The following is a 22,226-nucleotide window of genomic DNA, read 5'->3' as shown; positions in this document are numbered from 1 at the left end:
GAACATGTGACGTGCCCGTCTTCCCGGACAGGTCCGCACCGTCCTCGTTCGGTGAGCGCTCGTGGATTTCCTGGTGAGCGCGGGTGCTCTTCCGCGGAGTACCGCGTGGTGGGCGGAATCGGTCGAGGCGGACCCCGTTTTCGGCTCTTGATTTCCGAGGGGAAGTACCTAGCGTTCCTCCGGGCGCCGTGCAGGAGCGCCGAACGTGGAATCGACGAGCGAGAGGTGCGGGACATGACCGCCGATGCGGGAACGACGCGGGACGAGCGGGAATCCGTGATGCTGGATCAGCAGGTGTTCGGCGACAATCCGACCGAGGTGCGCGACACCGACCACTACACCAGGGAATACGTCGGTGGCCTCGTGGAGAAGTGGGACGATCTGATCGACTGGAGCAAGCGCTCCGAGACGGAGGGGCGCTTCTTCACCGAACAGCTGCGCTCCCGCTCGGTGCGCACCGTGCTGGACGTGGCGACCGGTACCGGCTTCCACTCCGTGCGCCTGCTCGAGGAGGGCTTCGACACCGTGAGCGCGGACGGAAGTCCGCAGATGTTGGCGCGGGCCTTCCGGAACGGGTTCGACTACGGTGGCCACGTCCTGCGCGTGGTCAACGCCGACTGGCGCTGGCTCAACAGGGACGTCCACGGTGAGTTCGACGCGATCATCTGCCTCGGGAACTCCTTCACGCATCTGTTCTCCGAGCACGACCGCCGCAAGGCGTTGGCCGAGTTCTACGCCAAGCTGCGCTACAACGGCGTTCTGATCATCGATCAGCGCAATTACGACGCCCTGCTCGACGGCGCGTCCTCCAACAGCCACACCTATTACTACTGTGGCGCCCAGGTCTCCGCCGAGCCCGATCACGTCGATCAGGGGCTCGCCCGGTACAAGTACACCTTTCCGGACGAAAGCGAGTACTTCCTGAACATGTACCCGCTGCGCAAGAACTACATGCGTGGTCTGCTGCGGGACGTGGGCTTCCAGCGCCTGGAGACCTTCGGGGACTTCCAGTCGAGCTACGCCGACTCGGAACCGGACTTCTTCATCCACGTGGCGGAGAAGCTGTACCGGGAGGAAGAGGAGCTCGACGCGGTCGACGCGTGACGGCTCGCATCGCTGATCCGCCTTCGCGGGCCGGAGGGGACCCGGCTCGCGAAGGCGGGGCCGCGCACGGGAGCAGCGTCAGCCCCCGCTCTTCAACCGCAGATCGGACTCCACGCGTTCGGCCGTCGTGAGCAGCGGGGGCACGATCCGCTCTCGCGCCGCCTCGGGCGTGGTGCCGCGCGCGTCCAGCGAGACGTTGACGGCCGCGTGGACCTCGCCCGCGGCGTCCCGCAGCGGGACGGCAACTCCCCGCAGTCCCGCTTCTAGTTCGTCGTCGCACACGACGAATCCCTGGTTGCGGATCTCGGTCAACTCGGCGCGCAGGGCCTGCCTGGAGGTGGTCGTGCTCTCGGTGAGCCTGTGCAGCGTCATGGCCCCGAGACGCGCCTCCAGCTGCTCGGGTGGGAGTCCGGCCAGCAGCACTTTGCCCATCGACGTGGCGTGAGCGGGGAAACGGGTCCCCACCGGAATCGCGACCGAGAGCAGCTTCGGGCTCGGGACTCGCAGGACGTAGCGGATGTCGTCGCCGTCGAGCACGGCCACCGCGGTCATCTCCCCCAGGCGCTCGGTGAGCTTGCGCAGGTGGGGACGTGCCAGTTCGGGCAGGGACCTTCCGGACAGGTAGGAGTACCCGAACTCGAGGACTCGGGGTGTCAACGTGAACAGCCGCCCGTCGTGGGAGACGTATCCGAGGTCCACGAGGGTGAGCAGAAAGCGGCGGGCCCCGGAGCGGTCGAGACCGGTGCGTTGGACGACCTCGCTGAGGGTCAGTTCCTGGTGCTCGGGAGTGAAGGCGCGCAGCACGGCCAGCGTCTTCTCGGCCGATCGGACGAAGTGCGTTCCGTGTGGCTCACTCATCGCTGCTCTGTTGATCCGGTTCGCGTGGGTGCTCGCTCCGGTGCCGTCGGGGCGCGGAGCGCGGGCCGGCGGCGTCGCGGCCGAGCGGGAGCAACGGGTCCGGCGGAGTCCGGTCACGGGCGTGGTTCGAGCGCGCTCCCGCGCCGGATCCTACCGGCACGGGAGCGTCGTCGAGCTCCGCAGCGGACGCGAGCCCGCTCACAGCCTGTTCTGCAGCCCCTCGGCCGCGGCGAGCAGGTCGGCGGCCCACCTGCTTCCCGGACGGCGTCCCATGCGGTCGATGGGACCGGAGACCGAGATGGCCGCCACCACGGTTCCGGCGGAGTCCCGCACCGGGGCGGACACGCTCGCCACCCCGGACTCGCGCTCGGCGACGCTCTGCGCCCAGCCCCGGCGGCGCACCTCCATCAGGGTTCGTTCCCCGAAGACGGCTTCGGCAAGCACGGCTCGCTGCGTGGCCGAATCGGCCCATGAGGCGAGCACCTTCGCTCCGGAACCCGCCGTCATGGGAAGTGCCGTGTTGACGGGGACGGTGTCGCGCAGCCCGCTGGGGGGTTCCGCCGTGGCCACGCAGGTGCGCTGCATGCCGTCGCGCCGGTAGAGTTGCACGCTCTCCCCGGTGATGTCGCGGAGTTTGGGCAACACGGCAGCGGCCGCTTCCAGGAGCGGGTCGACGGCGCCGCCGGCGAGTTCCCCGAGGGCGGGACCGGAGCGCCAGCGACCGTCCGACCCCCGTCTCAGCATTCGGTGCGTTTCAAGTCCCACTGCCAGCCTGTGTGCCGTTGCCCTGGGCAAACCCGTACGCTCGCAGAGCTCGGCGAGGCCGCACGGTTCCTCGGCGGCCGCCTGCAGGACGGCCACTGCTTTGTCCAGAACACCTATACCGCTATGCTCTCCCACGGGGCGATATTAACGTCCCGCAATATGGGATGTCCACGAAGTGGGAGCCGTGCCACTCGGGTCCCACGTCCACGAGGGGAGGAGCGATGGGTAGCACGCTCGCCGAGAAGGTATGGAACGAGCACCTGGTGCGGCGCGGGACCGGGGACGAGCCGGATCTGCTCTACATCGACCTTCACCTCGTGCACGAGGTGACCAGTCCCCAGGCGTTCGAGGGACTGCGACTCGCGGGGCGCGAAGTGCGCCGCCCCGATCTGACCCTGGCCACCGAGGACCACAACGTTCCCACGGAGGGGGCCGAGCTCCCCATCGCGGATCCGGTCTCCCGCACCCAGGTGGACACCCTGCGCAAGAACTGCGCCGAGTTCGGGGTTCGCCTGCACTCGATGGGCGACACCGAACAGGGCATCGTCCACGTCGTGGGGCCACAGCTCGGGCTGACCCAGCCGGGAACCACCGTGGTCTGCGGGGACAGCCACACTTCCACGCACGGGGCGTTCGGAGCGCTGGCCTTCGGCATCGGCACTTCTGAGGTCGAGCACGTGCTCGCCACCCAGACGCTGCCGCTGCGCCCCTTCCGCACCATGGCCATCAATGTGGAGGGAACGCTGCGCCCCGGCGTGACCAGCAAGGACGTCATCCTCGCCGTCATCTCCCGGATCGGCACCGGCGGCGGACAGGGCTACGTGCTCGAGTACCGCGGTTCCGCGGTGGAGTCCATGAGCATGGAAGCCAGGATGACCATGTGCAACATGTCGATCGAGGCTGGCGCGCGTGCGGGGATGATCGCGCCGGACGAGACGACCTTCGAGTACCTCGAGGGCAGGTCCCACGCTCCGCGGGGCGCGGACTGGGACGCGGCCGTCGAGTACTGGAAGTCGCTGCGCACCGACTCCGACGCCGTCTACGATGCCGAGGTGACGATCGACGCCGACGCGCTCACCCCCTTCGTGACCTGGGGGACGAATCCGGGGCAGGGAGTTCCGCTCGGGGAGCGGGTGCCCGATCCCGCGGAGATCGCCGACGAGGAGTCGAGGGCGGCCACGGAGAAGGCCCTGGAGTACATGGACCTCACCGCGGGGACGCCGCTGCGCGACGTGTCCGTGGACACGGTCTTCCTCGGCTCCTGCACCAACGGCAGGATCGAGGACCTGCGCAGTGCCGCAGAGATCCTGCGGGAGCGCCCGGTCTCCTCGGAGGTGCGGATGCTCGTGGTGCCCGGATCGATGCGGGTTCGCCAGCAGGCGGAGGAAGAAGGGCTGGACGAGGTGTTCACCGCCGCGGGAGCCGAGTGGCGTTCAGCGGGGTGCTCCATGTGCCTGGGCATGAACCCAGACCAGCTGAGTCCGGGGGAGCGCGCGGCCTCGACGTCCAACCGCAACTTCGAGGGGCGCCAGGGCAAGGGGGGACGCACTCATCTGGTCTCGCCCGTGGTCGCGGCCGCGACAGCGGTGCGGGGCACGCTGTCCTCGCCGGAGGACCTCTGAGGAGGCCTTTCCGGAGTTTGCCGGACGAGGTGGCCGCTCGGCAGGGGCTCTCGCGGCCCCGTGAGCGGGCGCTCCGGCGTTGCGGACCTCCACACGGAGGAATCGCGCACGGCCGGTCCGGGCACGTGGCCGTTTCGGCGCTGCCCGCGTCGAAGCACCACACCGATCACCAGCACGACGGGGAACCCCGGTGAGTGACCGGGTGAGACCCGGCCCCGGTGCGGGGGCCGGGGCCGGGATCGTGGCGGTGCGGATGCGCCGCCCCGTCCCGTCGAGCTCGAGAACGTCCCCGAGAAGTCCTCCGACCGCGTAGTTCGCGGTCTCGCGACACAGGGAGCCAAACATGGAACCGTTCACCACGCACACCGGTATCGGCGTGCCGCTGCGTCGATCCAACGTGGACACGGATCAGATCATTCCGGCCGTTTACCTCAAGCGGGTCGCGCGTACCGGATTCGAGGACGCGTTGTTCGCCGCCTGGCGCTCCGATGAGAATTTCATTCTGAACACCGCGCCGTTCGATCGGGGAAGCGTGCTGGTCGCCGGCCCCGACTTCGGCACCGGTTCGTCACGGGAACACGCCGTCTGGGCGTTGAAGGACTATGGGTTCCGCGTGATCATTTCTTCGCGGTTCGCCGATATATTCCGCGGCAACGCGGGCAAGCAGGGATTGTTGGCGGCGCAGTGCGAACAGTCCGATGTGGAGTTGCTGTGGAAGCTGCTCGAATCCGAGCCCGGGACCGAGGTCACGGTGGATTTGAGCGCTCGGACGGTGCAGGCCAAGGACCTGACCATCGGTTTCGAGGTGGACGACTACACGCGCTGGCGCCTGCTGGAGGGGCTGGACGACATCGGTCTGACGATGCGTTCGGAGGAGACCATCGAGGCCTTCGAGCGTTCCAGGCCGGGCTTTCTGCCGCGCACTCTGTCCACCCCGCCGGAGTGATCCATTCGCGTGGGCGCGTTTTCGGCGGTGCTTTCCGGGAAAACGCGTCCACGAGGAGCAGGAGCGCGGACACCTCGTTGTCGGCTTCTCCCGGGGGACAACGGCGCGGCGCCGCGGGGAAAGCGGGCGTGGCGAATGGCATCGGTCGGTGCGGAGATTTACCGTGGCCCTTGAGTCGGCCCGACGGGCCGTAGTTGTCCTGGGAGGGACTGACGTGAACAAGGCGCAACTAATCGAGGCACTGGCCGAACGCCTCGGTGACAAAAAGACCGCGAGTCAGGCAGTGGACAACGTCGTCGACCTTATCGTCCGCAACGTGAACAAGGGCGAGAAGGTGAACATCACCGGTTTCGGCGTTTTCGAGAAGCGCGCCCGTGCCGCCCGTACGGCGCGTAACCCCCGCACCGGGGAGACGGTGCGGGTCAAGAAGACGAACGTGCCGGCTTTCCGGGCGGGGACCCAGTTCAAGGAAGTCGTGGGAGGACAGCGGAAACTTCCCCGGGCCGGTTCCGCCAGGGCCGGTACCACCGCGAGCCGCGGGACTTCCAGCACCGCGAAGAGCGACTCCGCAAGCACGCGCACGACTGCGACGGGGGGCGGCCGCACCACCGCGAAGTCGACGACCCCCGCGGCCGGGACGAAGTCGCGCACTTCGCGGTCGACGACCGGTACCGCCTCCAAGTCCGGTGGTGCGGCGACCAAGTCGACCACCACGACGTCGAAGTCGGGCGGAACGGCCGCCAAGTCGAGCGGGACGGCCGCCAAGTCGGGGACGAGCAAGTCGACCTCATCGAAGACGAGCACCGGCGGCACCTCACGCAGCACGGGCAAGACGGCCGCCGCGAGTACCACCACGAGCCGTGCCACGGCCTCAGCCGGGACGAAGTCGCGCACTTCGCGGTCGACGACCGGTACCGCCTCCAAGTCCGGTGGTGCGGCGACCAAGTCGACCACCACGACGTCGAAGTCGGGCGGAACGGCCGCCAAGTCGGGCGGGACGGCCGCCAAGTCGGGCGGGACGGCCGCCAAGTCGGGCGGGACGGCCGCCAAGTCGGGCGGGACGGCCGCCAAGTCGGGCGGAACGGCCGCCAAGTCGAGCGGAACGGCCGCCAAGTCGGGCGGAACGGCCGCCAAGTCGGGGACGAGCAAGTCGACCTCGTCGAAGACGAGCACCGGCGGCACCGGCAAGAGCGGAACGAGCAAGTCGACGAGCGGCAAGAGCTCCACCGCTTCGACCACCCGCAAGTCCACCACGGGGCGGGGCACCAAGAAGTGACGCCGCGGACCGTCCAGCCGGTCGCGGCAAGCTACCCCTCCGGGGAGTTCGGAGACGATACGAGTCGGTGGCCGTCGATCAGTGGGGCCGCACCCGCGGTTGTCGTGCTCAGCAGGGAGCCGGGGCCGGCTCGGGGAAGTAGTCCGCCGCGACCAGCCGTGGTGTGGGACCGGTTCCCTCGTCCTCGTGCGTTCCGGGAAGGAAGGAGAGCACCCAGACGCTGGCCTTGCGGCTGTTGACCTCACCGGGATCGACGCCGGCCGATTTGGCCAGTCGGCCGATCAGATCGGGAATCACACCGCCCTGGCTGCACACGACGGCGGTCTCGTGCGTGGAAGCGATCCGCAGCAGGCGTTGCCTCCCGGCTTCCGGGTCGGCGCGATAGGCGTCCTCGGACAGCGTGGGCTCGGGCTCCACGTGCCCTCCGAGCTCCTCGGCGATGGAGGCCACGGTCTGTTCGCACCGGACTCGTGGAGCGGAGTGCACCCTCTCGGGGCCGAACAGCGACAACAGGGTGTGCAACGCCGGCTGCTGGGCCCACCCCTGACTGCTGAGCGGCCTCAGGTCGTCGTCCCCCGCGAAGTCCGCGCGCTTGCCCGCCTTGGCGTGTCGTACCAACAACACGGTGCTCAACGAGCGGGGAAGGCTCCGGAAGGAGTCCAACACGCTGTTGTCGTCAGTGTAGGTGAGCCATTCGTGGGCCCGAGTGACGGGGACCCAGTGCATCCGGTCCACTTCTTCGTTGGCGACGAATTCGCCGGGGCGGGCTCGCGCGGCGAAGTAGTGGACGAACTTGCGGGCCCTACCGCCCTCGGGAGTGGGGACCGTGTAACTGATTCGGCGCAGGTGCCGGGAGAGCACGCAGTCCAACCCGGTCTCCTCGGAGACCTCGCGCGCCGCGGCGTGGGCCAGCGTTTCACCCGGATCGAGCTTGCCCTTCGGCAGCGACCAGTCCCCGTGACGGGGGCGGTGCACCACGGCGACCTCCGGTTCCCCCTCCTGCGTCGCACGCCACAGCACCGCCCCGGCCGCATGGATCGTAGGAGCCCCTTCGTCGACGAGGTGGTCGGCCGGAGCCGCCTCCGGAGCCTCGTTCACGGTGTCGGCCGCGGAAGTCGTCGGCACCGTCGAAAAACTCACGAACCCGGTGTTCGAGTCCGAGTCGCCGCGGGACATCTCACCTCACACCTTCGCGCCGTGCTGTCGGATCATTTCCACCTGGTGGTCCTTGACGTGCTGATCCTGCCGGGGGGAGGCCTCCCAGTCGCCCTTCTCGTTGAGCACCCAGCAGCGGGTTTGCGGGTGCAGCGCGGAATCCAGCAACGCGTCCAACTCAGCGGTCAACTTGGGATCGGTCACCTGCACCTGGGCCTCGATGCGTCGATCGAGGTTCCGGTGCATCATATCGGCGCTGCCGATCCAGTGTTCGCCCGTCCCCTGGAAGTGGAACACCCGCGAATGCTCCAGGAAGCGGCCGAGGATCGACCTGACCTCGATGTTCTCGCTGAGTCCGCGCACCCCCGCCTGCAGGGCGCAGATCCCGCGGACCACGATCCGGACCCGCACGCCCGCTAGTGAAGCCCGGTAGAGCGCATCGATGATCTGCTCGTCGACCAGCGAGTTCACCTTCATCCGGATGCCCGCGGACTCGCCTGCCCTGGCCAGGGCCGTCTCCGCCTCGATCCGCTCGACGATCCCGGTGCGGATCCCCTGGGGGGAGACCAGGATGCGGCGGTAGGTGTCGTGCCTGGCGTATCCGGTCAGCACGTTGAACAGGTCGGTGAGGTCGGCACCTATGTCGTCGTCGGCGGTGAGCAGACCGAGGTCCTCGTACATGCGGGCTGTTTTCGGGTTGTAGTTGCCCGTCCCGAGGTGGCAGTAGCGGCGCAGCGTGGAGCCCTCCTGACGCACCACCAACGCGGTTTTGCAGTGCGTCTTCAGGCCCACCAGGCCGTAGACCACGTGGACGCCGGAACGTTCCAGCGCGCGCGCCCACTGGATGTTGGCCTGCTCGTCGAAGCGGGCCTTGAGCTCGACCAGCGCCACCACCTGCTTGCCCGCTTCGGCCGCGTCTATCAGCGAGTTGACGATGGGCGAGTCCCCCGAGGTGCGGTAGAGGGTCTGCTTGATCGCCAGCACCTGCGGGTCCAGCGCCGCCTGCTCGATGAACTTCTGCACCGAGGTGGAGAAGGCGTGGTACGGGTGGTGCACCAGCACGTCCCCTTCGCGCAGGGTGGCGAAGATGCTCTTGGAAGTGTTGCCCTCGCTGAAGGCCGGATGCGTGGCGGGGACGAACGCGCCCCCCTTCAGGTCGGGGCGCTGCAGCTTCTCGAGCTGGAACAGGCAGGACACGTCGAGCAGTCCGCGCACCTCGACCACGTCGTGGGGATCGACGTCGAGTTCGCGCAGCAGCAGTTCGAGCATGGTGCGGCTCATCGTGTCGGCTATCTCGAGCCGCACCGGAGGGCCGAACCGACGACGGGAGAGCTCACGCTCCATCGCCTGGAGCAGGTCCTCGTCGCGGTCCTCCTCGACCTCGAGGTCGGCATTGCGCGTCACCCGGAAGATGTGGTGCTCGCTGACCTCCATTCCGGGGAAGAGCTTGTCCAGGTGGGCGGCTATGATCTCCTCGAGCGGCACGAACGTGCTGCGCTGCTGATCGCGCTCCTCTTCCACGCGGATCAGCCGGACCACGTTGTCCGGGACCTTGACCCGTGCGAAGCGTTTGATCCCGGCGTCCGGGTCGGTGACCATCACCGCGAGATTCAGCGACAGCCCGGAGATGTAGGGGAACGGGTGCGCGGGATCGACCGCCAGCGGGGTCAGCACGGGGAAGACGTGGTCCTGGAAGTAGCGGGTGAGCTTGGCCTTGTCCGCCTCACCGAGCTGTGCCCAGCGCAGGATCCGGATGCCGTTGGCCTCGAGCTCGGGAAGCAGCTCGTCCAACAGCACGCGGTCGAGCTTTTCCACCAGGTCCTGGTTCCGCGCCGAGATGCGCGCGAGCTGTTCGTGCGGAGTGAGCCCGTCGGTGCTGCGCACGGACAGGCCGGTTTCCTCACGCCTTTTGAGGCCGGCCACGCGCACCATGTAGAACTCGTCCAGGTTCGAGGCGAAGATGGCCAGGAACTTGGCCCTGTCCAGGGGTGGCTGGGAGTGGTCCTCGGCCACGGCGAGGACGCGCGCGTTGAAGTCCAGCCAGGACAACTCGCGGTTGAGGTACCGGTTCTCCGGCAGATCGGTGCTCGCGGCGGCTCTGGTCACCGCGGGTGGAGCCGCGGGAACGCGCGCTCCTTCCGGCTCGCCGTCCGCGCGAGTGCGCTGCTCGGCCGATTCGGTGCGGGCCTCCGGAGCGGTGGAGGAGTGTCGGGAATCCTCCGCGCTCCAGTCGGACGGCCCTTGTTGCCGCGGCCGATTGGGGCTGTCTTCATTGCCTTGCTGCGGGACCGTCCCGAAAAGCCGATCGTCGCCGTCCGTGCTCACGGCCCCATTCTCACCCATGAAGCAGGTGAAACGCTCACCCGATCGGATGTCGACTGTGTGAATTTCGTTTGTCCGCCGCCCGGTTGCTGGTACAGGGGAGCGGCTCCGGAACGGGGCATGCGCACTGGTGCGGGAGCTGCGCGCTCGGTCGTTCGGAGGTGCTCGGGTTCGTCCCGTCGAGGTGGTCGCTTCCCGGAGCGGGAGGTCCCGAGGAAGCGGAGGGAGGACTCGGCCGGCCCGCTGTTGCCTCGAACGGGGGCTTCGATCAGGCGGGACCGCGCACCGACTCCGGGCCCTCGGCCGCGCGGACGTGCGTGCTCGTGTGCGCGCCCAGGCCCAGCGCAGCCGCCGCCTCCAGGTCGGCGGGCAGGTCCACATCGCGGCGCAGGGACTCCAGGGGAGCACGCAGTTCGCGGGCACCGCCGTTCCGGTGCGCCCGCGCCGAGCCGGGACCGAACTCCGGGCGCAACGCGCTTCCCCGCCGCGCGAGCAGCAGGGTGGTTCCGGTGCCCTGCCCGTCGGAGCAGAAGACCCGGTCGGCGCCGGCTTCGGTGATCGCCGCGTCCAGGTCCTCGGGTCTCAGCGCGGGGAGGTCGGCCTGCAGGGCGCCCACCCGTGCTTCGGGGTTCCGCTGCCGCAGCACCCGGTCGCCGTACCGCAGGGCCGCGTTGAGCCCGGAGGCGGGGGAGTCGTCGAGCACTTCCACGCCGTTGTCGCGGAACAGGGCGGTCAGGTGGGGGTCCGAGGTGACTACGATCACCTCCACCGCGTAAGTCGTGGAGCGCGCGGCCACGACCGTGTCCGAAGCCAGCGCAGCCACCAGTCCGGAATGGCGGTCCGCGGGTTCGCTCGCGCCACGCAGGCGGGTCTTGGCCAGGTGCAGCGGTTTGATCGGAACGAGCAGCTGAACTCCGGAGGTCACTCCACCATGTTGCGCCTCGGGAACGATGTTTTGCCACGCTGCCGGTCGTTCCCGGCCGAATCACGGCAACGGGTATGTTGGCTGCCGCCGGAAACGAAAAGGAGTTGGGGTGTCCGATCCGAAGAGCCTGCGGCGTTCCCGCAGGGGAACCAAGGAACGCGGACGTGGTGTACTGGGCAAGCTCTGGCTGCTGACAGCCGTGGCCGTGTTCTACCCGATCAAGACGCTGCTGGCCCGCACGCGCCTGGTCGGGTTGCACAACGTCCCGGCCGAGGGATCCGCGCTGTTGGTGTTGAACCACGTGTCGCATCTCGACCCGGTCTACGACGCCGTGGCGGTGCACCGCGCGGGAAGACTCCCGCGGTTTCTCGCCAAGAGCACGCTCTGGAACGTTCCGGTGTTGCGCGGTGTCCTGCGCGGGGTCGAGCAGATACCAGTCTACCGGGGGACGGTGGACGCGCAGAAGAGCCTGCGCGAGGCGCACGAGGCCCTGGACAACGACAAGGTCGTGCTGATCTACCCGGACGGGACCATCACCAAGGACCCCGACGGTTGGCCCATGACCCCCAAGATCGGCGTGGCGCGGCTGGCGCTGGAGCACGACGTTCCGGTGATTCCGGTGGCCCGTTGGGGGACCAGGGAGATCTACGACGGTTACAACAAGCGCTTCCGCCCCCTGCCGCGCAAACAGGTCACCCTGAGCTTCGGCGAGCCGATCGACCTGTCCGAGTACCGCGAGCGCGAGGTGGACAACCGGACGCTGCGGGAAGTGACCGAACTGGTCATGTCGCGCGTGCGCGACCAGCTCGGACAGGTGCGGGGCGAGCAGCCGCCCGTCTCGTTCTACTCGGGGCAGAAGCGGGTGAGCGGGAAAGAGGACCATGGCTGAGCGAGTCGTCGCGGAGTCCGGGGAGCGGAGGATCGACAGGGTCGCCGTGCTGGGGGCGGGCTCCTGGGGAACCACCTTCGCGAAGGTGCTGGCCGACGCGGGCACTCAGGTGTGCCTCTGGGCCAGGCGGGCGCACGTGGCCGAGACGGTGGAGCGGAAGCGGGTCAACGAGGAGTACCTGCCCGGGGTCACCCTTCCCGGGACGCTCAAGGCCACGGACGACTCCGCCGAGGCGCTCAGCGGCGTCGATGCCGTCGTGCTCGCGGTACCCAGCCAGACGCTGCGGGAGAACCTCGCGAGCTGGCGGACGTTGCTCCCGGAGGGGGTGACTCTGGTCAGCCTCGCCAAGGGGGTGGAGCTGAGCACGCTGAAGCGGATGAGTCAGGTGATCGCGGAAGTGGCCGATGTGGCCGCCGACCGGGTGGCCGTGGTTTCCGGGCCCAACCTCGCCAAGGAGATAGCCCTCGAGCAGCCCACGGCCACGGTCCTCGCGTGTTCCGACCACGACAGGGCCGTGGCGCTGCAGCGGGCCTGCTCGACCGGATATTTCCGGCCGTACACCAACACCGATCTCGTCGGTGTCGAGGTTGCCGGTGCCTGCAAGAACGTGATCGCCCTCGCCTGCGGCGTGGCTTCCGGCCTGGGGTACGGCTCCAACACGATGTCCACCCTGATCACCAGGGGGCTGGCCGAGACGGGCAGGTTGGGGGCGGCTCTCGGTGCGGATCCCATGACCTTCGCGGGGTTGGCCGGCATGGGGGACCTGGCGGCCACCTGCATCTCCCCGCTGTCGCGCAACCGCACGTTCGGGGAGCGACTGGGGCGGGGGGAATCCCTGGCCGAGGCGCAGCGGGCCGCGCACGGGCAGGTCGCGGAAGGGGTCAAGTCCTGCACCGCGCTGCGTGAGCTCGCGAAGAGGCACGGGGTGGAGATGCCGATAGCCGAGGTCGTCCACCGCGTGTGCCACGAGGACCTGGACCCCGTGCCCGCCGCCGCCGAGCTGCTGGGGCGGGAGCCCAAGCCCGAGTGAGCGGCGTCGGTGCCCGCACCTCGTGCTGCGGGACGGGGCGCGCGGATGCGACTTGCGGGTCCTGAGCGGTGCTTCCCGGAAGTGGCAGGAACGAACGGATCGCGAAAAGGAGAACTCCCTTGCTCGGTGACGGTACGCGTTGCGTGCACGGCGGTGAATCGGATCCGGCCGTGGCCGAACCGCTCATGCCGGGGCCGGTGTTCGCCGCGCCGTACCACCTGGGTGGTGCCGACCGGGTGGGGGACGCGGATTTCTACGGACGGGCGGGCAATCCGGGGTGGCGTGCTCTGGAGGGGGCCCTCGGTGAGCTGGACGGCGGCAGTTGCGTGCTGCTGCCGTCCGGAATGGCCGCCATCGGCACGTTGCTGCGGACGGTGCTGCACGCGGGGGACGCGCTCGTGCTGCCCGCGGACGGCTACTACGCCACGCGGGACCTCGTGCGCACGGAGCTGTCCGAACTGAACCTCGACGTCCGCGAGGTGCCCACTCCTGGCCCGTTCCCGCAGGAGACGTTCGAGGGCGCGCGCCTGGTGCTGTTGGAGACCCCGTCCAATCCCGGCTTGGACGTCTGCGACATCGCGGAGCTGGCCGAACGCGCCCATGCCGCGGGTGCGCTGCTCGCCGTGGACAACACGACGGCGACACCGCTCGGGCAGCGTCCGCTGGAACTGGGTGCCGACGCGGTGGTCGCCAGCGACACCAAGGCGGTTTGCGGGCACAGCGACCTGCTGCTCGGGCACGTCAGCACCGCGGACGAGGAACTGGCGGCACGGCTGACCAGGTCCCGCACTCTCTCGGGGGCCGTGCCCGCCCCGTTCGAAACCTGGCTGGCCCACCGGAGTCTGGCCACTCTGGACCTCCGACTGGAGCGGCAGGCCGCCAACGCGGCAGCGCTGGCCGAGGCGCTGGCCGAGCACCCCTCGGTCTCGGGACTGCGCTGGCCGGGACTGCCTTCCGACCCCGCTCGCGAGCTGGCGAGCCGCCAGATGCGGCGCTGGGGAGGGGTGCTGCGGTTCGAGCTGCGGGACGCGGAAGCGGTGCGCCGGTTGCTCGAGCGCAGCCGGCTGGTTTCGGGGGCTACCAGTTTCGGCGGGGTGCACAGCACGGCCGACCGGCGGGCGCAGTGGGGCGACTCGGTGCCCGAGGGGTTCGTGCGGTTCTCCGCGGGCTGCGAGGACACCGCCGATCTGGTGGCGGACGTTCTCGCCGCCCTGGACTGAGCGAGTGCGCGGATCGGTTTGCTCGGCGGTGCCGACCGCCTAGGCGGGGCGAGCGGCGCAGCCGCTTGCCCGCCGACCGAGCAGACCGCTCGCCCTCCAAACATCGGTGAGTGCGCTCGACCGGGGTGGTGCGGTGAGCACCTGCGCAGCGTCCCTCGTGGCGGTGACCACGGCCGTGTGAGATCTTGCTCCCCCGCAGGGACTGGCCTTGACGGTGCCGAGCGGGGTTGCTTGACTCGAAATCGTGTTGTTGCGCGCTGTGAAGACTTTGTCGGCGACGGTCCGGGCCTGTGGCGGTCCCCGTCGTCACGTCGAACTGCGCTTGGTGGCCAGCGCGTTGTGTCCTTCGTGTTGAAGGTTCTTCCGATCGGCGGCTGTCAGGGCCGTTGATCGCTTCCGTCGCGTGTCGTTTTCCGCTCTATCGATAACGAAGGACTGTTCCACCGTTGTTCGCCGTGCCACCCAATACTGTCGCGAACGCGTCCGACCTGACTCGGGCGCATCCCGTGCGAATCGCCCGCGAGACGGCGGCCGCCCGCCGTTCCTGGGCTCATCTGGTGCGTTACGACCGTGAGCGGCGCTGGGCCCTGCTGTTGCGGCGCACCGCCGAGCACGAGGTCTGGATACTGAGCTGGCTGCCGGGCCAGCACACCGAGCTGCACGACCACGGCGGCGCCGACGGGGCCTTCACCGTGGTCTCGGGTGTGCTGAACGAACGAGCCGTGCGCTCCGATTCGGGGCAGCACTCCGCCGAGGCGCTGCACACCCTCGTCGCCGGGCAGTCCCGGGTCTTCGGGCCGAACTACGCCCACCAGGTGCACAACGAGGGGCCAGACCCGGCGATAAGCATTCACGTGTACCGGCCGTGGCGCGCGGTCAGCCCGTCCTCCTGAGAATCCGGAGAATCCGGCCGAGGTTGTTGAAGGTCGTGAGGGCCGGGAGGGGCTGCTGTCGGAGTCCTCTCCCGGCTCTGCTGCCCCCCACCGGAGTGCTCACTCGCGTGCAGGCCGGGAAGAGCTGACGGCGACCAGGACCGCCGAGAGCACCAGCAGCACGGCCAGTCCCAGCAGGAGCGTGCCGTAACCGGCTTCGAGACCGGCCACGAGCGGCCCCGCCGAGGCGCCGAGGAACAACGCCAGCCCGTAGAGACCGAGTCCGCCGGCGCGGGCCTGGCCGGAACGGGCTCCGACGAGGCTGATGAGGGAGGGGACCGTCGTGGCGATGCCTGCGACGAACACCGCGCTGCTGAGCACGAGGGCCCACAGCGTGGCTGCGCTCAGCGCTGTCAGCACCAGGCCTGCCGCGGCCACGAGAAATCCCGCGGAGGCGAGGCGGACTGCTCCGAACCGTCCCGCGAGACCACCGGCCAGCGGTGCCAGCACCATCCCGGGAAGTCCGGCCAGCCGCACCAGCAGGACGGCGTCGGAGTCGAGCCCGAAACGTGCCTGCAGCAGGGGGCCGAGAGCGGAGTACAGCGCCACGAAAGCCAGCAGCACGGTCATTGCCGCCAGGTACGGCAGGATCAGCTCGCGGCGGATCACCAACCCGGCCAGCTGCGCGAACCGCTGACCCAGACCGGTCGAGGAGCTCGTGCGGTCCGGCTCGGCCAGAACCGTTCCCATGAGTACCGCGATGACGGTGAACGCCGCGGCAGCGAGGACGAACACCCAGCGCCAGCCCAGCAGCAGAGCGGTCGCTTGGGCGTAGACCTGGCCGACGATTCCGGCGGCCAGGAACGCCGTGGACACCGCTCCGATACCGGTCGAGCGCCAGCGCGGCGGCAACGCCTCCCCGACATAGGCCAACGCGACTCCGGCGAAGCTGGCGGCCAGGAACCCCTGCGCCGCTCGAAGGACGCCGAGCACGGTCAATGAAGGTGCGGCGGCCAGGCCCGCGGTCACGACCGTGAGCGCGCTCATGCCGGGTATCAGCACCGCCTTGCGACCGTAGCGATCGGAGATCGGCCCCCACAGCACGAAGCCCACCGCGTAAGCGAGGCTGTAGGACGTGCTCAGCGCGGTCGAGCCCGTACCTCCGAACGCCTCGCCCACCACCGGGGCCAGGGGAATCGCCAAGTACAGCTGCATCAGCACCAGAAGGGCGGCAGTCACCACTACGGCCAGCGGAGCCGCCCAGGGCGCTTCATCGGCCGTTCCGGATGCGGAGGTCCTCCTCGGGTGTGTCATCCGATCTCTCCCATTGGCTTGACGTAGACGTAAACGTAAAAGTTATGGCGAAAAAACGGTCGTTCTCGGGGGCTCTGCGCGGTGCGAGCGGGACCGCGCGCGGCGAAGGTCCCGGGGTTCCGGTGGGAGAGGAGTGCCGTCTTGCGTGCCGGTGCTCACCCCGGCGGAACGCGAGCTCCGCCGAGCCCCTATCTCCCGGTTCCTTCGATCTCGGTCAGCCGCCGTTCGACCTTGGCGATGTTGTCCTGCAGTTCGCTCTCGAAGCGTTCCAGGCCTTCGCGGCGCCGCCGCGTCTCGTTCAGGTGGCCGCGCAGGATCTCCAGAACTTTGCGCTTGCCCTGCGCACCGCTGGGGTCCTCGAAGTACAGGTCGATCACCGAGGTGATCTCGTCCAAGGTCAGCCCCAGCTCCTTGAGCTGACCGATCTTGTTCAGGCGAGCGAACTCGTGCTCGGTGTAATAGCGGTACCCGGAAGAGGCGCGTTCGTACGGACGCAGCAACCCCAGCTGCTCGTAGTGGCGAACCGTGCGCGTGGTCACACCCGCCGCGGAGGCCAACTCGCCGATTCGCATCTCGCCGCTCGCCTGCTCGGACATGCACTCGCCGTTCCTCGGAAACCTTGACGTCCACGTCAAACTAGCGGACGGTCCGAGCAGCGGGCAACAGCATCCCCTCGCTCGGTGCGCCGCGTCATCGTCCCGGTCGTTGCTCGGCTCGCCTCCGGGGCGGAGTCCGCTCAGAGCTTCTTGGCGAAGTGCAGCGAGGGCGTGGTGAACCCGGCGCTCGCGTAGAGCCGGTGCGCGGAACGGCGTTCCAACCCCGAGTCGAGGTGGAGCTGCCGTGCTCCGAGCCGGACGGCTTCGTGCTCGACCCGTTCCAGCAGGAGGGTGGCGTAGCCGTTGCCGCGGGCGCTCGGAAGGGTGCACAGGTCGTCGACGTACAGATGACGTCCCCAGGCCAGGCAGTCGGCGACGCGGAAACCGACCGCCGCGAGGGCCTCGTCGTCCGGATCGAGTGCGCAGATCAGCCGGTAGCCCTGGTCGAGCTGGGGATCCAGTGCTTCGAGGAAGCGCTTCACCGAGGTCAGGTGCGGGCGCAGCTCGCGCAGCACCGGATGGGCCTTCCGGAGCTCGTCCCGCTCGAGTTCCCGTACGTTCAAAGTGGTCTCCGTGCGCTCGCGTGGTCGGGGCCGGAGCACCCGGCGGGACGTCCGGCAGCCACGCCGCGTTCGTCCCGGCGAAGGGGTGTCTCCGCGGGTCGCACGTTCATGATCGCTCCCGAAGTGGCAGTATTGAAGGTCCAATCAGGGAGTGTTTCGAGATGCCACCCAGTATTCCCGGCCCGGCTTCCCCGCTGCTGGAGCTGGCGATCGAACTCGATCGAACGGATTCCAGGCCCCTGGCAGCGCAGCTCGCGGACGCGTTGCGGCTCGCCGCCACGCGCGGACAGCTGCGCAGCGGCGACCGGCTGCCCTCCACGCGTGCGCTGGCGCGGCACCTGGCCGTCAGCCGCACGGTCACCGCGGCCGCCTACGAGCAGCTGCACGCCGAGGGGTGGATAGCGGGCCGTCACGGTTCCGGGACCTACGTGACGGCGGCCCCGCCCGGGGCCGAGGGGGTCTCCAGGGGCGGCGAAGTGCACGAGGAGGAATCGAGCTCCTTCCAGGGGACGCTGCTGACCCCGGGCGCGCCCTGGGCCGAGGGCATCGACCGGGCGGCGTGGCGGCGTGCCTGGCGTGCCGCGGGGGACAACGCTCCGGCGACCCTGCCCCACCGCGCCGGGGTTCCCGAGTACCGGGCGACCGTGGTCGAACACCTGCTGCGGCACCGCGGACTGGTCGTCGAGGGGCCCGCGGAGAACTCGGTGCTGGCCACGGGCGGAACCACGAGCGCCCTGGCCGAGCTCGCCGCCTCCGTGCTGCCGCGGGGAGCCGCTGTGGCGGTGGAGGAGCCGGGATACCAGCGTGCAGTGGAGGCGTTGCACGCCTCCGGGCTCGAGGTCGTCCCCGCGCCGGTGGACTGCTCCGGAGTCCTGGTGGACAGCATCCCCGAGCACGTCAGCGCCCTGTACTGCTCACCGGCACACCAGTACCCGATCGGTGGCCGGTTGCCCGCCCAACGCCGGATCGCGTTGGTCGAACGCGCGCGTGCGGCGGGCTGGTTGATCGTGGAGGACGACTACGACGGGGAACTGCGCTACGACGTGGCCCCGTTGCCGGTGCTGGCCTCGATGGCTCCCGACGTGGTGGTCCACCTCGGAACCACCAGCAAGATCCTCACCCCCACCCTCGGGGTGGGCTGGCTGCTGGCCCCCGAGCGGGTCAGCCGAGCGATCCTGGAGTATCGCGAGCTCACGGGGACCCGTCCGGCGCCCGCGGGGCAGTTGTTGCTCACCGAGCTCGCCAGGAACGGGGACCTGGGGCGGCACCTGCGCAGGCTGCGCCGCGAGCTCTCCGGACGCAGGGAACTGCTCGTGACGGCCCTGACCGAGGCGGGCATCGAAACGGCCGGTGACCGGGCCGGTGCGCACGTCCTGGTCCCGCTGGACGACGCCGACTCCGAACGCGGAGCGCTGACGAGGCTGCGCGCCCGCGGAGTGCTGGCCGACGGCCTGAGCAGGCACCACCGCTTCGAGCAGCAGTGGTACGGGGTGGCGCTCGGTTACGCGGCGTGCTCCCGGGAAGAACTGCGCGCGACGCTTCCGACGCTGGTGCGGGAGCTGGGCGGAGGGTGATCGGCCGCCCGCCGCGTGAGCGGTGCTGAGGAGGTATCGTCTGCGTATGGCAGAGCGCAAGATCCGGGTGGCCGTCGTTTTCGGCGGGCGGAACAACGAGCACGGCATCTCCTGCGTGTCCGGGGGGAGCGCGTTGGCCCATCTGGATCGAGAGCGCTTCGAGGTGGTCCCGGTGGGGATCACCCGCGAGGGCAGCTGGGTGCTGGGCCCGGCGGACTCCGAGCAGCTGCGGATCCGGGACAGGCAGGAGCCCGAGATCACGGAAGGCGCGGCTCTGACGCTGCCCGCGGACCCTGGACGCAACGAACTGGTCTCCCTGCAGGAAGGCAGCACGGGGGAGGTGCTGTCCGCGGTCGACGTGGTGCTGCCGATGCTGCACGGCGCCTACGGCGAGGACGGCACCATCCAGGGGCTGCTGGAGATGGCCGGGCTGCCCTACGCGGGATCCGGGGTGCTGTCGAGCTCGGTGGCCATGGACAAGGAGTTCGCGAAGAAGCTCCTCGCCGCCGAGGGGCTGACCGTGGGCGACTACGAGGTGCTCCGCCGTGACGAGGCGACCCTGGACGAGGCGCGCAGGCAGCGGCTCGGCCTGCCCCTGTTCGTCAAACCGGCCCGTGCCGGTTCCTCGCTCGGGATCACGAAGGTAACCGACTTCGCCGACCTCGACGAGGCCATCGCCGAGGCGCGGAAGGTCGACCCCAAGGTGCTGGTCGAGTCGGCGGTTTCCGGCCGCGAGATCGAGTGCGGCGTGCTGGAGTTCCCCGACGGCGGCGTCGCGGCCTCCGAGCCCGCGGAACTCCGCGTCGAGGGCGGAACCGGGTGGTACGACTTCGAGTCGAAGTACCTCGACGACGTCACCGAGTTCGACATCCCGGCCAAGACCTCCGACGAGGAGGCGGAGCGACTGCGCGAGGCCGCGGTGACGGCCTTCCGCGCGTTGGACTGCCAGGGGTTGGCCAGGGTGGACGTCTTCCTCACGGAGCAGGGTCGAGTGATCGTCAACGAGGTCAACACCATGCCGGGATTCACCCCGAGCTCGCTGTACCCGAGGATGTGGGCCCACTCGGGAATCGAGTACCCCGAACTGCTGGCTACGTTGATCGACACGGCCCTGGCGCGCGGTACCGGACTGCGCTGAGCGGGTGAGCCGCTCCGGTCAGGGGGAGACCTCCCGCTTGGGAAGCGTGCCGCGCAGCGCCTCGGACAGCTTCTGCACGGGGCCGAGCCCGATCCGGTCCGAGGCGGTGAGCGCCACGTACACGGGACGGTCGACCGCTATCCAGCTCGTGTTCCCACCGCTGCTGACCGGCAACCAGTCCACTCCGGAGACGTTCATCAGCTCGGAGGTCTTGGTCAACTCAGCCGGCGCCGTGATTCCGCAGCGCACGGTGATCGGGCTGTGCTCGTCGTCGCCCCAGGCCACTGCCCCGGCGGGGGCGGGACGAGCCAGTTCGCGGCGCGGCACGGAAGCGTCGTCGACGCTCAGCTCGGCGGGCAGGGCGTCGAGGACCTTCCGGCACGCGGCGGACTCGGCCTCCGGCGCCTCGACCGGTGGCAGGGCCAGCGGTCCGCTCCCGGCCCGCGGACTGCTCGACGAGGCACCAGCGTCGGCCCGCCCGGTTTCGGACGTGGTTCCGCCGCGGAGCACGCCGAGGGCGGCCACCCCGACCGCCAGCAGGACGCCCAGTGAGACGGCCACGATCAGCACGCCCTTGGGCAGGCCTCCTGAACCGGATTGTTTCTGCACGTCACCAACTACAGCACGGACGGATTCCGCAGCGGCAACGGGCCCGGCCCGCCAGGTGATCCCCCACGAGGGGGAGAGCGGAGGGCACCGCTCATAGGTGCACGACGGGACAGGTGAGCGTGCGGGTGATCCCCTCGACATTCTGGATGTTGGCCACCACCATCTTCCCCAGCTGGTCCACGTTCTCGGCTTCGGCACGCACGATGACGTCGTACGGCCCCGTCACGTCCTCGGCGCTGATGATTCCGGTACCGCCGGAGATCTCACCGGCGACGGCTGCCGCCTTGCCGACTTCGGTCTGGATGAGGATGTAAGCCTGAACCACGGGGATCGCCCCTTCGTCTGGTCGAGTGTGCCCGACATAGGAAACTAACCGGGCAAGTTACCGCATTGTCCCGGACTGACGCTGAAGGAAAGGAAGTTCCATTGGATCCCGAGCAGGGACAGGACGAACGAACCGTCTCCGAGCTCGGTGAGTTCGGTCTCATTCGGCGGGTCACCGAAGGCGGTTCCCGGGCGAGGAGCACACTGCTCGGGCCGGGGGACGATGCGGCCGTTCTCTCGGCACCGGACAACCGGGTGGTGGCGACCACCGATGTCCTCGTCCAGGATGTGCACTTCCGGCTGGACTGGTCCAGCCCCCACCAGGTGGGGCGCAAGGCGGTGGCGGTGAACCTCTCCGACATAGCGGCCATGGGCGCGGTGCCCACCGGCCTGCTCGTCGGGCTGGGATGCGCGCCCGATGCCTCCACCGAGCTGGTCGACGGTTTGGCCGCGGGAATGTGGGCGGAGGCCGAAACGGTCGGGATCGACCTGGTCGGCGGTGACATGGCGACCTCACCGACCCTGACGATCTCCGTGACGGCGCTGGGCGACCTCCAGGGGCGACCCCCGGTGACCAGGTCCGGGGCGTGCCCGGGGGACATCGTGGCTTGTGCGGGCCGACTGGGGTGGTCGGCCGCCGGGTTGGCCGTGCTCGCTCGTGGTTTTCGGTCCCCGCTGGCCGTGGTCGGGGCGCACCGGGTGCCCGAACCGCCCTACGCGGCGGGGCCGGAAGCGGCCGAGGCCGGGGCCACCGCGATGATCGACGTCTCGGACGGCTTGCTGGCCGACCTCGGCCACATCGCCGAGGCCTCCGGGGTTTCCGTCGACGTGCGCACCGACTGGGTGGAGGTGCCCCAGCGGCTCTCGGAGGTCGCCTCCGCGCTCGGGGCGAACCCCTGGCAGTGGGTGCTGACCGGAGGGGAGGACCAGGCGCTGGTGGCGACCTTCCCGGAGGGGGCCGTGCCCGCGGGATGGAGCGCGGTGGGCCGGGTGGGCGAGGGTTCCGGGGTCACCGTGGACGGAGCCGAGTACGAACAGCAGTCCGGCTGGCAGCACTGGAGGCAGTGATCCGGGCGGCCCGGACCCGACCGGGCCGCGTGCAGCGCACCGTCCTCCGGTCAGGG

Annotated in this window: 20 protein-coding genes and 1 pseudogene; 11 read left to right on the top strand and 10 right to left on the bottom strand. The window is 69.6% G+C overall.

The window, feature by feature from the left end; genetic code table 11:
- Positions 1–234 precede the first annotated feature (234 nt).
- Positions 235–1,083 (top strand): annotated as a pseudogene (locus G9Q41_RS09540) (class I SAM-dependent methyltransferase); the annotation flags it as partial.
- Between the two features lie 99 nt (positions 1,084–1,182).
- Here the strand turns inward: G9Q41_RS09540 and G9Q41_RS09535 are convergent.
- Together G9Q41_RS09535 and G9Q41_RS09530 are read right to left on the bottom strand one after the other, a co-directional pair.
- The gene (locus tag G9Q41_RS09535) at positions 1,183–1,962 is read right to left on the bottom strand and encodes an IclR family transcriptional regulator C-terminal domain-containing protein (protein ID WP_165632411.1); all 780 of its coding nucleotides are present in this window, start codon (positions 1,960–1,962) and stop codon (positions 1,183–1,185) included.
- Between the two features lie 198 nt (positions 1,963–2,160).
- Complete coding sequence (locus G9Q41_RS09530; protein WP_165632410.1) at positions 2,161–2,862, bottom strand: IclR family transcriptional regulator; 702 nt, start codon at positions 2,860–2,862, stop codon at positions 2,161–2,163.
- An 86-nt stretch (positions 2,863–2,948) separates the two neighbouring features.
- Here G9Q41_RS09530 and leuC point away from each other — a divergent pair, with 86 nt between their 5' ends.
- From leuC to G9Q41_RS22660, 3 genes are all read left to right on the top strand, one after another.
- A complete protein-coding gene (gene leuC, locus G9Q41_RS09525) occupies positions 2,949–4,349 on the top strand; it encodes a 3-isopropylmalate dehydratase large subunit (protein ID WP_092523086.1) in 1,401 nt (466 codons plus the stop codon).
- 343 nt (positions 4,350–4,692) lie between these two features.
- Entirely contained in the window at positions 4,693–5,295 is a 603-nt protein-coding gene (gene leuD / locus G9Q41_RS09520) for a 3-isopropylmalate dehydratase small subunit (protein WP_165632409.1), read from the top strand.
- A 148-nt stretch (positions 5,296–5,443) separates the two neighbouring features.
- A complete protein-coding gene (locus tag G9Q41_RS22660) occupies positions 5,444–6,571 on the top strand; it encodes an HU family DNA-binding protein (RefSeq protein WP_347567506.1) in 1,128 nt (375 codons plus the stop codon).
- Between the two features lie 108 nt (positions 6,572–6,679).
- Here the strand turns inward: G9Q41_RS22660 and G9Q41_RS09510 are convergent, their stop codons facing one another.
- The 3 genes from G9Q41_RS09510 to cofC all read right to left on the bottom strand — a co-directional run bounded on the left by G9Q41_RS09510 (position 6,680) and on the right by cofC (position 10,973).
- Entirely contained in the window at positions 6,680–7,747 is a 1,068-nt protein-coding gene (locus G9Q41_RS09510) for an NUDIX hydrolase (RefSeq protein WP_165632407.1), read from the bottom strand.
- 6 nt (positions 7,748–7,753) lie between these two features.
- Positions 7,754–10,051 carry an RNA degradosome polyphosphate kinase gene (locus tag G9Q41_RS09505; RefSeq protein ID WP_165632406.1) on the bottom strand — a complete coding sequence of 766 codons (2,298 nt, stop codon included), beginning with the start codon at positions 10,049–10,051 and terminating at the stop codon, positions 7,754–7,756.
- 265 nt (positions 10,052–10,316) lie between these two features.
- Complete coding sequence (cofC, locus tag G9Q41_RS09500; RefSeq protein ID WP_165632405.1) at positions 10,317–10,973, bottom strand: 2-phospho-L-lactate guanylyltransferase; 657 nt, start codon at positions 10,971–10,973, stop codon at positions 10,317–10,319.
- Positions 10,974–11,082: 109 nt separating this feature from the next.
- Here cofC and G9Q41_RS09495 point away from each other — a divergent pair, with 109 nt between their 5' ends.
- From G9Q41_RS09495 to G9Q41_RS09480, 4 genes are all read left to right on the top strand, one after another.
- Complete coding sequence (locus G9Q41_RS09495) at positions 11,083–11,862, top strand: lysophospholipid acyltransferase family protein (protein ID WP_092523074.1); 780 nt, start codon at positions 11,083–11,085, stop codon at positions 11,860–11,862.
- Positions 11,855–12,892, top strand: a complete 1,038-nt coding sequence (locus G9Q41_RS09490; RefSeq protein WP_165632404.1) for an NAD(P)H-dependent glycerol-3-phosphate dehydrogenase — start codon at positions 11,855–11,857, stop codon at positions 12,890–12,892. Before G9Q41_RS09495 ends, G9Q41_RS09490 begins: the two co-directional genes overlap by 8 nt.
- Positions 12,893–13,011: 119 nt before the next feature.
- A complete protein-coding gene (locus tag G9Q41_RS09485; protein ID WP_165632403.1) occupies positions 13,012–14,112 on the top strand; it encodes a cystathionine gamma-lyase in 1,101 nt (366 codons plus the stop codon).
- A 446-nt stretch (positions 14,113–14,558) separates the two neighbouring features.
- Positions 14,559–15,005: a cysteine dioxygenase family protein gene (locus G9Q41_RS09480; protein WP_165632402.1), complete on the top strand. Its 447-nt coding sequence runs from the start codon at positions 14,559–14,561 to the stop codon at positions 15,003–15,005.
- Positions 15,006–15,104: 99 nt separating this feature from the next.
- Here the strand turns inward: G9Q41_RS09480 and G9Q41_RS09475 are convergent, their stop codons facing one another.
- The 3 genes from G9Q41_RS09475 to G9Q41_RS09465 form a co-directional block, all read right to left on the bottom strand.
- The gene (locus G9Q41_RS09475; protein WP_165632401.1) at positions 15,105–16,298 is read right to left on the bottom strand and encodes an MFS transporter; all 1,194 of its coding nucleotides are present in this window, start codon (positions 16,296–16,298) and stop codon (positions 15,105–15,107) included.
- Between the two features lie 188 nt (positions 16,299–16,486).
- A complete protein-coding gene (locus tag G9Q41_RS22310; RefSeq protein ID WP_207630768.1) occupies positions 16,487–16,894 on the bottom strand; it encodes a MerR family transcriptional regulator in 408 nt (135 codons plus the stop codon).
- Positions 16,895–17,034: 140 nt separating this feature from the next.
- The gene (locus G9Q41_RS09465) at positions 17,035–17,457 is read right to left on the bottom strand and encodes a GNAT family N-acetyltransferase (RefSeq protein WP_092523063.1); all 423 of its coding nucleotides are present in this window, start codon (positions 17,455–17,457) and stop codon (positions 17,035–17,037) included.
- Positions 17,458–17,618: 161 nt separating this feature from the next.
- On the opposite strand from G9Q41_RS09465, the gene G9Q41_RS09460 reads away from it, so the two are divergent.
- Complete coding sequence (locus G9Q41_RS09460; RefSeq protein ID WP_165632400.1) at positions 17,619–19,031, top strand: PLP-dependent aminotransferase family protein; 1,413 nt, start codon at positions 17,619–17,621, stop codon at positions 19,029–19,031.
- Positions 19,032–19,077: 46 nt separating this feature from the next.
- Complete coding sequence (locus tag G9Q41_RS09455; RefSeq protein ID WP_165632399.1) at positions 19,078–20,169, top strand: D-alanine--D-alanine ligase family protein; 1,092 nt, start codon at positions 19,078–19,080, stop codon at positions 20,167–20,169.
- Positions 20,170–20,187: 18 nt separating this feature from the next.
- Here the strand turns inward: G9Q41_RS09455 and G9Q41_RS09450 are convergent, their stop codons facing one another.
- Together G9Q41_RS09450 and G9Q41_RS09445 are read right to left on the bottom strand one after the other, a co-directional pair.
- A complete protein-coding gene (locus G9Q41_RS09450; RefSeq protein WP_347567505.1) occupies positions 20,188–20,778 on the bottom strand; it encodes a DUF3515 domain-containing protein in 591 nt (196 codons plus the stop codon).
- 91 nt (positions 20,779–20,869) lie between these two features.
- Positions 20,870–21,103: an Lrp/AsnC ligand binding domain-containing protein gene (locus tag G9Q41_RS09445; RefSeq protein WP_017973992.1), complete on the bottom strand. Its 234-nt coding sequence runs from the start codon at positions 21,101–21,103 to the stop codon at positions 20,870–20,872.
- Positions 21,104–21,204: 101 nt separating this feature from the next.
- Here G9Q41_RS09445 and G9Q41_RS09440 point away from each other — a divergent pair, with 101 nt between their 5' ends.
- Complete coding sequence (locus tag G9Q41_RS09440; RefSeq protein WP_165632398.1) at positions 21,205–22,170, top strand: thiamine-phosphate kinase; 966 nt, start codon at positions 21,205–21,207, stop codon at positions 22,168–22,170.
- Positions 22,171–22,226 lie beyond the last annotated feature (56 nt).

The sequence above is a fragment of the Actinopolyspora sp. BKK2 genome (genome assembly GCF_011291845.1).
Lineage (GTDB): Bacteria > Actinomycetota > Actinomycetes > Mycobacteriales > Pseudonocardiaceae > Actinopolyspora > Actinopolyspora saharensis.
The sequence above is the reverse complement of the archived record's forward strand: the minus strand, read 5'-3'. Positions and strand labels throughout refer to the sequence as shown.